The sequence below is a fragment of the Roseibium sp. RKSG952 genome, from assembly GCF_009711355.1.
In genome coordinates this window covers 197,025-209,762 of record NZ_SMMF01000959.1, presented here as the reverse complement: position 1 = coordinate 209,762, position 12,738 = coordinate 197,025, and the positions used below count along the sequence as shown (strand labels likewise).

10 protein-coding genes are annotated in these 12,738 nt (G+C 57.1%); 3 read left to right on the top strand and 7 right to left on the bottom strand.

The features are described from left to right. Positions 1 to 58: 58 nt before the first annotated feature. From E1297_RS40980 to E1297_RS40960, 5 genes are all read right to left on the bottom strand, one after another. The gene (locus E1297_RS40980) at positions 59 to 817 is read right to left on the bottom strand and encodes an ATP-binding cassette domain-containing protein (protein ID WP_244328079.1); all 759 of its coding nucleotides are present in this window, start codon (positions 815 to 817) and stop codon (positions 59 to 61) included. Positions 818 to 881: 64 nt separating this feature from the next. Next, entirely contained in the window at positions 882 to 1,988 is a 1,107-nt protein-coding gene (locus E1297_RS40975; protein WP_155148562.1) for an ABC transporter permease, read from the bottom strand. Positions 1,989 to 2,054: 66 nt separating this feature from the next. Beyond that, positions 2,055 to 2,975 carry a sugar ABC transporter substrate-binding protein gene (locus E1297_RS40970; protein WP_155148560.1) on the bottom strand — a complete coding sequence of 307 codons (921 nt, stop codon included), beginning with the start codon at positions 2,973 to 2,975 and terminating at the stop codon, positions 2,055 to 2,057. Between the two features lie 124 nt (positions 2,976 to 3,099). Then, positions 3,100 to 4,113 (bottom strand): inositol 2-dehydrogenase, encoded by a 1,014-nt coding sequence (iolG, locus tag E1297_RS40965; protein WP_155148558.1) that lies wholly within the window; start codon positions 4,111 to 4,113, stop codon positions 3,100 to 3,102. A 207-nt stretch (positions 4,114 to 4,320) separates the two neighbouring features. Beyond that, a complete protein-coding gene (locus tag E1297_RS40960; protein ID WP_155148556.1) occupies positions 4,321 to 6,300 on the bottom strand; it encodes a bifunctional 2',3'-cyclic-nucleotide 2'-phosphodiesterase/3'-nucleotidase in 1,980 nt (659 codons plus the stop codon). 296 nt (positions 6,301 to 6,596) lie between these two features. Here E1297_RS40960 and E1297_RS40955 point away from each other — a divergent pair, with 296 nt between their 5' ends. Beyond that, the gene (locus E1297_RS40955; protein WP_155148554.1) at positions 6,597 to 7,931 is read left to right on the top strand and encodes a serine hydrolase; all 1,335 of its coding nucleotides are present in this window, start codon (positions 6,597 to 6,599) and stop codon (positions 7,929 to 7,931) included. 11 nt (positions 7,932 to 7,942) lie between these two features. Here the strand turns inward: E1297_RS40955 and E1297_RS40950 are convergent, their stop codons facing one another. Both E1297_RS40950 and E1297_RS40945 read right to left on the bottom strand, forming a co-directional pair. Further along, positions 7,943 to 8,833: a DUF5666 domain-containing protein gene (locus E1297_RS40950; protein WP_155148552.1), complete on the bottom strand. Its 891-nt coding sequence runs from the start codon at positions 8,831 to 8,833 to the stop codon at positions 7,943 to 7,945. A 2-nt stretch (positions 8,834 to 8,835) separates the two neighbouring features. Next, the gene (locus E1297_RS40945; RefSeq protein ID WP_155148550.1) at positions 8,836 to 9,654 is read right to left on the bottom strand and encodes a DUF6502 family protein; all 819 of its coding nucleotides are present in this window, start codon (positions 9,652 to 9,654) and stop codon (positions 8,836 to 8,838) included. Between the two features lie 152 nt (positions 9,655 to 9,806). Here E1297_RS40945 and E1297_RS40940 point away from each other — a divergent pair, with 152 nt between their 5' ends. Both E1297_RS40940 and E1297_RS40935 read left to right on the top strand, forming a co-directional pair. Beyond that, a complete protein-coding gene (locus E1297_RS40940; RefSeq protein WP_155148548.1) occupies positions 9,807 to 11,423 on the top strand; it encodes an amino acid adenylation domain-containing protein in 1,617 nt (538 codons plus the stop codon). Next, entirely contained in the window at positions 11,423 to 12,736 is a 1,314-nt protein-coding gene (locus tag E1297_RS40935) for a hypothetical protein (RefSeq protein ID WP_155148546.1), read from the top strand. The genes E1297_RS40940 and E1297_RS40935 overlap by 1 nt, the downstream gene beginning before the upstream one ends. The last annotated feature ends 2 nt before the right edge of the window (positions 12,737 to 12,738 follow it).

Below are 12,738 nucleotides of genomic sequence, written 5' to 3'. Positions count from 1 at the left end.
CGTCCGGTGCCACCTTCCCTTTCGGATGCCCCTATTGGGACACCCGGAAAATCCTAAGTTAAACCGTGCCGCCCAGCGAACCTTCAAGCTCGGCCATTTCCTGACCACCCGCCATCAGGTCCTGCAGCTCTTCGGGCGTGATCTCACCGCGTCGGGCCGTACCAAGCGTTTTTCCCCGGTTAAGCACGGTAAAGCGGTCACCCACAGCCAGCGCATGGCGTACGTTGTGGCTGATGAACACCACACCCACGCCCTGACTGCGCACGCGATCAATGGTTGCCAGTACGTTCGATGTCTGACGCACGCCAAGAGCCGAGGTCGGTTCGTCGAGAATCAGAATCTTGGCACCGAAATATACCGCCCGTGCGATCGCAACGGTTTGGCGCTCGCCGCCTGACAGCGTTCCGACAGCCTGATCGGGGCCGCGCAGGTTGATGCCCATCTTGCGCATCTCTTCCATGCAGACATCGTTTGCCTGTTCGACATCAAACCTTTTTAGCAAACCCCGGCCCTTGGTCGGTTCGCGCCCCATGAAGAAGTTGCGCGTAACGCTCATCAGCGGGATCATCGCCAGATCCTGAAACACGGTCGCAATGCCTGCTTCCATGGCGTCTCTTGGCGTGTCGAAGTGCAAAGGTTTGCCTTCGAACAAGATCTCGCCTTTGGTGGGTTTATGAACCCCGGACATGGTCTTGATGAAGGTGGATTTGCCCGCACCGTTGTCGCCCAGCAGACAGTGACACTCGCCCGGCTTCACATCAAAACTGACACCAGCCAGTGCAATGATGTTGCCAAAGTGCTTTTCGATGTCTTTCATCTCGACGATCGGAGCGGCGTCGGTGGCGGAGTCCCCGTGATGGAATTTGGTATCCTCGGTCATATCAGCGCTCTCCCGTTACGCGTTTACGGATCGCGTTGTTGAACAGAACGGCAATCAGCAGCATCGCGCCCAGGAAAACCTGGAACCAGTCCTGATCGAAATCAGTATAGGTCAGGCCGATGACAACCATGCCAAAGATGATTGAGCCGAAGAATGCACCGATGGCTGAGCCATAGCCGCCGGTCAGCAGACACCCTCCGATAACAGCGGCGATGATCGCTTCGAATTCTTTCTGGAAGCCACGGCGGGCATCGGTCGATCCGGCATCCATCACTGTGATGATGGCAACCAAAGCGGCACAGCAGGCGGTCAGCATGAACAGCGAGATTTTGACGCGGTTCACCGGGACGCCCGAGTTTGATGCGGCAGTCTTGTCACCGCCCGAGGCGAAAATCCAGTTCCCTGCAGGGGTACGCAGCAACACATATGTTGCCGCCAGCGCCAGCACGACAAACCACAGAATTTCCACCGGGATACCCGGCACTTTGGGTGCGCCGCTTTTGAATGTATCGATCATTCCGTTTGCGGCGAGCCATGCGAACAGGCTGCCAAATGCTTCTCCTGAGAACATCGGCGACAGCCAATCGTTTTCGACCGCGTCACGGACGCCACGCAACTGTGTCGACCCGCCGGTAGCTGCCTTCAGACCCACCAGCGACAGACCGCGCAAGATGAACAGGAAAGCCAGCGTGACGATAAAGGATGGCAAGCCCGAGCGGATCACGATCGTGCCGTTGATCGCGCCGACGAAAGCCGCAAAAACAAATGTCATGGGGATCGCGACGATCAGTGGCAATTGCCATGTCACCACGCAGACGCCGAAGAACAGGCCAGAGAACGCCACCATCGAACCGATGGACAGGTCGAACTCACCCCCGATCATCAGCAGCGCCGCGCCGATTGCCAGAATGCCCAGCTGCGCCGCAGGCGTCATGAAATTCATGATCCCGGCAAGGGTAAACATCGAGTCATCCGCCGTAAGGGCGAAGAAGATGACGACCAGAACCACCCCGGCCATGGCGCCAAGCTCGGGCCGTTTCATGAGCTTGGTCAGGAAAGGCTCTTTCTTGACCCTTTCATCCCCTGCGAGTTGAGCTGAATCACTCATCGTTTCCTCCCATTCGGTGGGAACGGCGCTGGTGCGCCGCCCCGTTTGTTCAGGTGTTGGTGTTGATCAACGGATGCCCTGCGAGGACAGCTCGATCACCTGAGCTGCTTTGTCCTGCGTGATCAGGTTCGGACCCGAAGGTACATTGCCGCCCGGCATCAGGCCGTATTTGGCGTGCAGACCCATGAAGTTCACCGACAGGTAACCCTGCAGATACTGCTGCTGGTCGATTGCAAAGGCTGCGTCGCCATCCGCGATCGACTGCAGGAAGTTGGCCGACAGGTCGAAGGAGGCAACATTCACGTCGCGGCCCGAACCTTTGACAGCTGCTACAGCAGGCTCACCGGCCGAGCTGGCGCCCAGTGCCATAACTGTGTCGATGGCTTCGTTCGCAGCCAGAGCAGCAGCAACCTTGGATTCAATTTCCGATGGATCGTTGGAGGTTGGCAGTACCTCGACGTTACCACCGAAACCTTCGGCAAAGCCCGCGCAACGCAGGTCAAGGGCTACGTTGCCAACTTCGTGGTTCACACAGATCGCGGTGCTGCCGCCCATCGAGGCAAGCTCTGCACCGGCTGCCTTGCCCGCGTCGAACTCATCCTGACCCACGTGTAGCAAAGCACCCAGATCTTTCGACACATCCGAGCCCGAGTTGATCGAGATTACCGGAATACCCGCTGCCACGGCGCGTTCGATTGACGGGCCAAGCGCATCCGCATCCGGGATCGAAACGATCAGGCCATCGGGCTCCTGGTTTACGGCAGCGTCGATCAGCTGCGACATGGCAACCATGTCGAAAGTTTCGGGCGCGCGGTATTCGACGTTTACACCGACGTCCTTACCGGCCTGCTCGACACCGTTCTTTACCACGTTCCAGAATGCATCATTGGCCTGGCCGTGCGAAACGACAACAATTTCCTGCGCGAAGGCCGGCGTTGCGAGCGCCAGTGCGCCTGCGGCCAATGCACCTTTAACGAACTTGTTCATTTGGTTTCCTCCCATTGGAACAAATTTTTCTTCGTGTCGGGGTCTCAACCCCAAGCATTCGGCCAAGCCGAATCTCTGCGGCCCCGCACCAAAACGGGGTCTAATTCAGTTTCCGGATATCCAATCATTTTGCAACCGGTTTCAAAATTTCGGACATCGCGACCGGTTGACCGGTCTGTGCGGAACGCGTCGCGGCCTCGGCCATGGCCAATGCGGCAACACCGTCTTCCAGTGTCACGGGCAGTGACGATCCAGACAGGGTGGCCTGAACAAACGCATCCCATTCCGCCTGATATGCGGGCATATAGCGCTCGAGGAAAAAGTAGGTCGGTTTCGCGCCGACAACCCCGTCCGCTGTCGATTTGACCACGGTGTTTTCCAGCATGTTCTGCGCCTGTAGCAGGCCCTCGGATCCCAGCATCTCAACACGCTGATCATAACCATAGACCGCACGCCGAGAGTTCTTGATGACCGCGATCCGCCCATCTTCGTAAGTCATTGTAACAACAGCTGTATCAACGTCTCCGGCGGCCCCTATTTCAGGATCGACGATAGATGTTCCCACCGCTGAAATGACCTTGGGCAACTGCCCCATCAGATAGTTGGCCATATCAAAGTCGTGGATCATCATGTCCCGGAACAACCCACCGGAAACCTTGATATAGCTGACCGGCGGAGGCGCCGGATCAAAGGACGTGATCGACAGCATTTCAGGTGTCCCGATCTCGCCGGCATCTGCTGCGGCTTTGAGCGCCGAAAAGTTCGGGTCGAACCGCCGGTTAAAGCCAATCATCACAGGCTGACCGTTGGCGGCTGCGGATTTCTGGCAGGCGATAGCACGGCCAAGGTCCAGATCGACTGGTTTTTCACACAAAACCGCTTTGCCAGCCTGAGTCGCCGCCTCGATCAAATCGGAATGGGTGTCTGTTGGTGTGGCAATCAGAACGGCATCAATCGAAGGGTCCGCGATGATTTCTTCGGAAGGCCGCGCCTCAGCTCCGCTTTCCGCAGCCAAACCCTGAGCCGCATCCTCAATGGCATCCGATACAGCGCACAGCTGGCTTTGGGGATGTGCAGTGATGGCCTTTGCATGAACACGACCAATGCGCCCAGCCCCAAGCAATCCGATCCTCAGCATGCAGTTCTCCCGAATCCTTAATTTTCGGGTGCCAGAATGATTCTCTTTGCAACCGGTTGCAAGATGTTTTTTGCATACATCTCAGACAGCACCGAATTAGGCCTGATCGTCGGGTCTATGCCTCCGGTCCGAACGGATCAGACCCCAGTGCAAACAACGAAAAAGGGCAGCCGATGCGGCTGCCCCAGAACTGAATTCTCCGACCTCTTACAGTTTGATGCGGAACGCAGCGAACCCATCGGCACCTTCGCCTGCATCCTCCAGTGACACGCCCTCGACATCACTCAGATAATCACGGGCCTTGGGCCCGGTTTCAAACAACACACTGGTGTTGTTGAGAGGGGCGAAAGACCAGTTTGCATCCGCTTTTGGATCGATGGTTCCCTGTTCAAGGATGTAACGCACGATAACGTCGCGATTGGTGTCCGGCGCCTCGAAGATAACCGTGTCACCCATCGCACCGGGGAAAGATCCCCCACCCGACGCGCGATAATTGTTGGTCGCTACGATGAACTCCATATCGTCTGTCACAGGCGCGCCATTGAATTCGAGGTTCACAATCCGCGCCGCATCGGGGTTGAGCTCTTCCCCCTTCGGGCCAAAGCGCGATGGCTGGGACAGATCGATCTGATAGGTCACGCCATCCATGACGTCGAAATTGTACGACGGGAAAGACGGGTTCAGCAGAATTGCGTCTTCGGATCCAACCTCGATCTGGTTGAACATTCCTGCGGACCGCTCGAGCCAGCCGCGGACCTGAGCCCCGTTGACGCGCACGGCCCGCACCGTGTTCGGATACAGATAAAGGTCCGCCACGTTCTTGATCGCGACATCTCCCACTGGCACATCCGTGTAGTATTCGGGGCCGCCGCGGCCACCGGCCTTGAACGGAGCCGCTGCAGACAGGATCGGCAGACCCTCATGCTCGGTGCCTTTCAGCATCTGTTCGACATACCATTTCTGCGCGATCGAGACGATCTGTACCGAAGGATCATCTGCAACCAGCGCGAAATAGCTGTGTAGCGGCGCCGAGGTTTTACCAACCGCGCGGCGAACATAGGCAAGGGTCTCGTCATGGTCGGTGGCAACTGAGTCCAGCACCTTTTGGTCATCCCCCACCAGCGCGGTGATCGAGCGATCTTCGTTGCGTTTCGAAATGGGGCGTGCCTCGGATGTTGTGGTCACCACCCGCCAAGCATCTCCATCACGTTCGAGCAACAGATCCAGCACGCCAAGATGCGACCCCCAGAAGCCCCCCATGACAGCGGGCTTGCCCATCAACGTACCCTTTTCGACATCCACTCCGGGACGGTCGGCAAAGGTGGGCGATGGGAACACAAGATGGTTGTGACCAGTAACCAGGGCATCGATACCTTCAACCCCCGCCAAGGGTACTGAGGCATTTTCCATCCCTTCCGAATGGTCCGCCTCGCCAATGCCCGAGTGGGACAAGGCGATGATCAGATCGCAGCCCTGTTCCTTCATTTCAGGAACATAGGCCTGCGCAGACTCAACGATATCACGAGCCTGGACATTGCCTTCAAGATGCTTGCGATCCCAGTTCATGATCTGGGGTGGGGTAAAGCCGATGACGCCGATCTTGATGGGATGCGTGCTGCCGTCGCCCAACTCGATTTCGCGGTCAAGGATTGCGTATGGGGCAACCAGCGTTTTGTCGTCACGCGCAGTCGCGCCTTTTTCCGTGACAATATTCGCCAGAACAACCGGGAATTCGGCCCCGGCAAGCGACTTTTCGAGAAAGCTCAGACCGTAGTTGAATTCATGGTTGCCCAATGTGGCTGCATCATAGCCGATGGTGTTGAACGCGGTGATGATCGGATGCGCGTCCCCGTCTTTCATCCCGCGCTCGTAGGCGATGTAATCCCCCATCGGGTTGCCTTGCAGAAAATCACCATTATCGACCAGCAGCGAATTGGTGGCCTCGGCCCGTATCTGGTTGATGATTGAGGCAGTCCGCGACAAGCCAACCGTATCTCGCGGCTTGTCGGCATAATAGTCATATGGGAACACGTGCACGTGGATATCCGTGGTCTCCATGATCCGAAGATGCGCCTGATTGCCAGCCGCAGAAGCCGAGAATGGATGAAGCGTGGCCAATGCCACCCCGGCGGTTGTCGTTGCAAGAAACTGTCGGCGCGAGATTGAGAAATTACCGGAAACAGACATCTTCAAACCTTTCTGAAATTGAGTTTGACGTGTGTTTAGAGTGCCTTTGACAACAAAAGCATGACACGGGCGGCAATACTGGCCCTTGTCACATGTTCAACATGTCTGAGTCGTAGTCTGCGCTGATATCCCGGAGTTAGTAAAGCAAGTCCTGAGCTAACGCGATTGTCAGGCTCCTCAATCTGGTGCCGCGCCGAAACGTAACGGAACAGTGGCAAAAGCTGACATGCACCGACACAGTTCGACCGGATTGGGTCGGCGATAAGGGCCTGAACAATTGGTTGGGAGTATTCGTGTTGCGCAAAGCACTTAAAATCATCGTTGGAACCGTGGCTTTGCTTGCAGTCGCTGCAACGGGGTACTTACTGATCGCACCGCCGGATTTGCTAAAGGTTGGCACGAATTACTCAGCCAAAATAGTTTGTTCCAATGTCTTCATTGCAGGCCGTGATCCTGACGAAGTGCTGGAGATCGACGTGCAGGCCCCGGGGCATCCACTCCTCAAACAGATATCGATTGAGGTGGACCGAGATGCACAAACGGTAAAGGCTTGGATGTTCGGCTTTTTCGCACCGGCCACATCGCAATATCGCGACGGTCTTGGATGTACAAATGTTCACGAGGCCGCGCTAAGCGACAGAACGCTCGCAGCGCCCGCGCCTTTGCCAGCCGGTCCATGGCCGCAGGGCGATGATGTGAGTCTGTCTCAAAATCCTGAAATCCTGAACATAATGTCTGACAACGAACTGTTGGGCGAAGGCTATCGCGCGGTTGTTGTTGTTCGAAACGGACGGATCGTGGCCGAGGCTTACGCAGACGGGTTTGATGAAAACACACCGCTGCTGGGCTGGTCGATGACCAAAACGGTGACAGCCGGACTGATCGGAACGCTGATCAAGTCGGGCCGCATGTCGCTGGATGACACGCTCATAGATAGCTACCCGGATTGGTCGCAGGACAACCGCAAGGACATCACAGTCAGGGACATGCTCGCAATGTCGAGCGGGTTGCAGTGGAACGAAGAATATGGCGACGTATCAGACGTTACCAGAATGCTGTACCTCAACGATGACATGGTGGGATTTGCCTCGGGCCGAGACGCAGGGGCCGAAATCGGCACCGAATTCAACTACTCGTCCGGCACATCCACAATGCTGTCACGGGTCTGGCAAGACAAGCTGGACAAAGACAGCCTCAGCTATCCGCGTGATGCATTGTTCAAGCCGTTGGGTATGACTTCAGTTGTGTTTGAAACCGACACCGATGATACCTTTGTCGGGTCTAGTTACATGTACGCAACCGCGCGTGACTGGGCCCGTTTCGGTCAACTATTGCTGCAGAACGGGGAATGGGAAGATCAACAGCTTCTGCCTGAAGGATACACGGACTGGATGTTCGAACCGGTCGAAGTCTCAGACAATCTGTATGGCAAAGGCCATCTCTGGCTGGAAGCACCGGGCGGATACCCCCCTTTCGAAGATTCAGTCTGGCTTCAGGGGCATGACGGGCAGTTCATCGGCGTATTCCCATCGCATGACATGGTAGTTGTACGGCTTGGTCTGACGCCCTCTCGGCTCGAGTACTCTTCTCTTCCGCTAGCCAAAGAACTGATCGCCGCTTTCGGCGAGTGATGCCACCGCGATCAGCAACCAAGTTCGGCTTGCAGATCGCGGGCATCGTTACCGTCCTGATCTGCAACACCACTGTCGATCAGGCGACCGGTCTGACCGCATCGGATGACGCTGTCGTTCTGATCAATCATCTCGGGCCGTTCGGTGTAAGCGACCAGCCCGCTACCCAGCACCGTATAAAGACCATCGGGTTGCGGGGCTGAGTAGTATCCCTGTACCTGGATGATGCCGACAGTTTCATCGAACAGGCCGGTCTCAAGCCGCGTCGCCTCGATACCGGATGGTCCGGGTTCGCCATAGACACGGACCAGATCACCCGATTGCAGATGCTGCGGACTGATCCCGCTGATCAGGCTGCTGCCAATCACCAATGCGCCGTTCTGGTCTGAAGACAGATATGTCCCACTGATGCGCGCCTGATACTCAGTGCCGGTGAGGCGTTCGATCCGCGACGCACGAACCGCCTTTTCCTGCCACAGACCACTGACCGCAACCCAATCCCCCACCAACAAATCCGGAAGCGTCTCACCGACAGTGACCCTGGTACCCAGAACGGCCAACTCACCGTCACCAAAATCTGTAACCTGACCCACCAGTGGAAAAACCTGGCGGATATGGCGGGCGTGCCAACCATCATCGACTCGCTCAGCGACAATCGCAACTGTGTGACCGGGTTCCAGATCACCAGCGCTCATAGGCTCGACAGACCCACTTATCGGCATCATGTCATCGACTTGTATGTGCAGACCGTTCACATGAATGCTGCCCAGATGGGTGATCGTCCCAACAATACCGGTACCGATAATTCCGCCTTCTCGCTCTTCCTCACTGCGGCCCTGCGCCGGAGCATAAACCCAGAGCGCGATCAGGAATGCGGCCAATATGCGGGGAAACAATACCATGGCTACTCCCCGTCTTCCTGCGTCCCATCCGGAGAGGGCAGGATATATGCGCCCAGTGCGAACCGGCCCGTATGGCCACCCTCGTGATCGTAGTCCTGCAGCTTGCGAGCCAGCGCATTAATGTCCTGCAACAAGGTCTGCGCCCGTTCATCGGATATCCGCCTCAGCTCTTCGATCGACTCAGCCGACAGGTGTGAGTATCGGACGGCCCGATCGAAATTCCGCGCCGCGCCTGGTTCAGCCAGCAGGTTCTGAGTTGCCGCCATCATGTGCACAGACAGGGTTGCCTGATAGGCCGCCACCTGCTCTGCACCGCCACCCGAAGGCAGAAACGCATGGGTCAGAAGACGTAATCCCCCTGCCCCGTTCTGTTCGACGATATTCTGGTCTAGCAGCGTTTTCAGGACAGTTCCCGGCGCCATGTCGATCCGGGCAAGACGGACCAGATCGTCAAATCCCGGCCCATCCTCACCCCCCTTGCGTGTGAGTTCACGAGGATCACCGGATTCATCCTGAAATTCAGGAGATGTGGCCCAATGGCTGATTACCAAAGCCGCCGCGCTGCAGCTGCGTCTTTCCGGTGTATCCTCATCCAGATTGCGCAGCCGCTTTACATCTTTCCGGTGAAGACCCGTCAAAAGGCTGGCACGACTGTCGCTGAGCGTTGCGTCGGAGCTCTGTTCCGCTGCGGTCAGCAACGCTTTTTTCAGTGCTTCGGTGGCCGATCCTACCGTGACGCCATGCGCGACCATCGCTTGCGCCAGTGGCTCAAGCAGTGCGGCCAGCGCGGATTCAAGAGGTGGCTTGGAGTTCGTCGGCATCACGTCACTCGTTACAGGTTGGTCTCTGATAACATTTCTCAGTTGTTAACCAATTCAACGGTTTCGTGACCATAATGTGATTGATTGTGACAATAAATGGGAATTTTTCCCATTATCACTAAGGCGTGACCCTCTCAGAAAAGGAAAACGCCATGCAGAACTTTGCTGTCAATCCTCTGAAAGACTACCATCCCCTGACACTCCCCAAACCCGGCAATGACTGTCTTGCTGATCTCAACTCTGCAGATCGGGCCAAATTCCGGGCCTTTGGATGGGGTCCAACACTGGCACCGCGCCACGCAACAATTGCCGACGCGCTGCGCCATCAACTTCATCATAATTCCGATGCCATAGCCGTCGAATGCAGCAAGCATGCGCTCAGCTATGTGGCGCTGGATGAGGCGTCAAACCGACTGGCCAACGTGCTGCGGGCCCATGGTGTGAAACGCGGCGATGCCGTTTGTCTGTTCCTGCACCGCTCGATCGAGATGGTGGTCGGCATTGTCGCGGTGATGAAGCTGGGGGCTGCCTATGTTCCGCAACATGTGGGTGTTGCACCCACCGAAACCCTACGCCATGTGGCAGAAGTTACCGGTGCGAAGGTTCTGCTCAGCCTGAGTTCTCTGGCCGATCAGGTGCCCGTTGCGGTCAATCAAACTCTGATCACCATCGATACGATCATGTTCGATCCAATGCTGGATGCTCCCGCCCCGGATTCCGCTGGTCACCGCGCCTGCGCGGGCGATCTTGCGATGATCCTATTCACCTCCGGAACGACGGGTGTACCGAATGGCGTACAGGTCACTCATGCAAATCTGGCCAATATCCTGCTGACATCACCGGGTGATCTGGGAATGCGGCCGGGGCTGCGGGTTGGTCAGATCCTGTCCATTGCCTTCGACATGGCCGCGTGGGAGACACTGGGCGCCCTGTCCAATGGGGCAACATTGGTCATTCGCGGTAAATCCATCCAGGTTACGGCAGAACAGGTCGATGTGCTGATTGCCACTCCTTCGATCCTGAACGCGCTGGATCACAGCCGGTGCCAGCAAATAAAAGTCGCCGCCGTCGCCGGAGAGCCCTGCCCGCGCCCGCTGGCAGATGCCTGGTCGTCGTTTTGCACCTTTTACAACTCGTGCGGCCCGACCGAAACCACGATCATAAACACGGCTGAGCCACATCATCCTGACAAACCCATCCTATCGATCGGCCGCCCAACGCCGAACAATACGGTCTATGTTCTGGATGAAAATCTGCGCCCCCTGCCCATCGGGCAGAAGGGAGAGATGTGGGCTGGCGGTGATTGCGTGACAGCAGGTTATCTGGCCAACCCCAAACTGACCTCAGAACGCTATCGCCCTGATCCGTTCCGGCCCGGTCATATGATGTTCCGTACCCGTGATCTGGGTCGATGGACCCCGGATGGAGAGCTTGAGCATTTCGGGCGTGTCGATGATCTGGTCAAAATCCGCGGTTTCCGGGTTGAACTGGACAGCGTCACAAATGCGCTTGAGGCATCACCCTGCTGTCAGCAGGCGGTGACCCTGCAATATGACAGCCGAAACCTTGTCAGCTTCATTTCCCCCGGTACGGCCTGCCCCAAACGGGCGACGCAATCGGTAGCAGATCGCCTGCCCTATTACTGCAGCCCAACCATGGTGATGCCCTTGGACGCCCTGCCCCGAACCCCGCGCGGCAAGCTGGATAAGAGACTGTTGCTGAGACTTGCGCAGGACCACATCGCCAAGACCGGGACGGAGCTGAACTGATGACAACCGAAGCTACAAATCTGGAATCCCGTGCGCTGAACTGGCGGCGAGTCACCCGGCACCCGGCATTAATGGAATACCGCCGACTGGCACTGCTGGTCGCGCTGGTGAATTTGGGTGTGTTCGCGATGGGGCTGCGTGAAGGTCGCTGGTTATCCGGGAATGAGTACGCGCTGTCCCTTATCGCGGACATGGCGTTGATCAACCTGAGCATCGGGATCCTGATCCGACAGCAAAGGGTGGTCAACGCTCTGTTCTGGCTGGCCACACGAGTCCCGACATCGTGGCCGCTCTGGATTCGCTGGGGCGTCGGAAAGGTGTTTCACTTTGGCGGATTACATTCGGGCTGCACCGTTGCGGGCACGATCTGGTTTGGTTTTCTGCTGTTTGGTATGGTGTCCAACCGTGTGGTCGGCGCATCCATCCCCTCAGATCTGACCCTTGGGCTAAGTGCAACAATGGTTGTGCTGATGACAATCATGGTCATCTCAGCGCTGGGGCCAATTCGCGCCCGTTTTCACAACGCGTTCGAAAAAATCCATCGCTTCGCCGGCTGGACTGTTCTGGCGTTGTTCTGGGCGCAAACGATCTCGATCACACACGATATGGGCGGTGAACTATTGCAAAGCCCGGCGTTCTGGATGCTATGCCTGATCACATTGTCGATCCTGTCCCCCTGGCTGACCCTGAAGCGCGTAAGTGTTGAGATCGAGAAGCCCTCGAACCACGCTGTAATCGTTCGGTTCAATTACGGAGATACACCGTTCCCCGGCAGCTCCAATGCGATCAGCCACACGCCGTTTGGCGAGTACCATTCCTTCGCCAATATCCCTGCCCCGGACGAATCCGGCTATCGACTGGCGATCAGCCGGGCCGGAGACTGGACAGGCAGGTTCATTGACACTCCACCAGACAAGGTCTGGGTCAAGGGGATCACCACCTCTGGTGTTGCCCGGATCGAGATTCTGTTCAAAAAAGTGGTCTATGTCGGCACCGGGTCGGGCATCGGACCGATCCTGCCACATCTATTGGCGGGTGACGTGCCCAACCGCCTGATCTGGTCAACACGAAGCCCGCGCAAAACCTATGGCGATGCTCTGGTCGACGAGATCGAAGCGAACACCGAAGGGCCTCTGATCTGGGACACCGATGCGCAGGGCAAGCCAAACCTTTCGGCATTGGCATTGCAGGCTGTACGCGACAGCGGGGCCGAGGCGGTCATTGTGATCTCGAACCAGAAACTGACGCGAAAAGTCGTACACGACATGGAAAGCCTGGGCATCCCGGCCTACGGCGCAATCTGGGATAGCTGACT

Coding starts and splice junctions, on each gene's coding strand:
- E1297_RS40950 (WP_155148552.1), bottom strand. CDS start 8,833: ATGGTATTGTTTCCCCGCATATTGGCCGCATTCCTGATCGCGCTCTGG.
- E1297_RS40935 (WP_155148546.1), top strand. CDS start 11,423: ATGACAACCGAAGCTACAAATCTGGAATCCCGTGCGCTGAACTGGCGG.
- E1297_RS40970 (WP_155148560.1), bottom strand. CDS start 2,975: ATGAACAAGTTCGTTAAAGGTGCATTGGCCGCAGGCGCACTGGCGCTC.
- E1297_RS40940 (WP_155148548.1), top strand. CDS start 9,807: ATGCAGAACTTTGCTGTCAATCCTCTGAAAGACTACCATCCCCTGACA.
- E1297_RS40960 (WP_155148556.1), bottom strand. CDS start 6,300: ATGTCTGTTTCCGGTAATTTCTCAATCTCGCGCCGACAGTTTCTTGCA.
- iolG (WP_155148558.1), bottom strand. CDS start 4,113: ATGCTGAGGATCGGATTGCTTGGGGCTGGGCGCATTGGTCGTGTTCAT.
- E1297_RS40980 (WP_244328079.1), bottom strand. CDS start 817: ATGAAAGACATCGAAAAGCACTTTGGCAACATCATTGCACTGGCTGGT.
- E1297_RS40975 (WP_155148562.1), bottom strand. CDS start 1,988: ATGAGTGATTCAGCTCAACTCGCAGGGGATGAAAGGGTCAAGAAAGAG.
- E1297_RS40945 (WP_155148550.1), bottom strand. CDS start 9,654: ATGCCGACGAACTCCAAGCCACCTCTTGAATCCGCGCTGGCCGCACTG.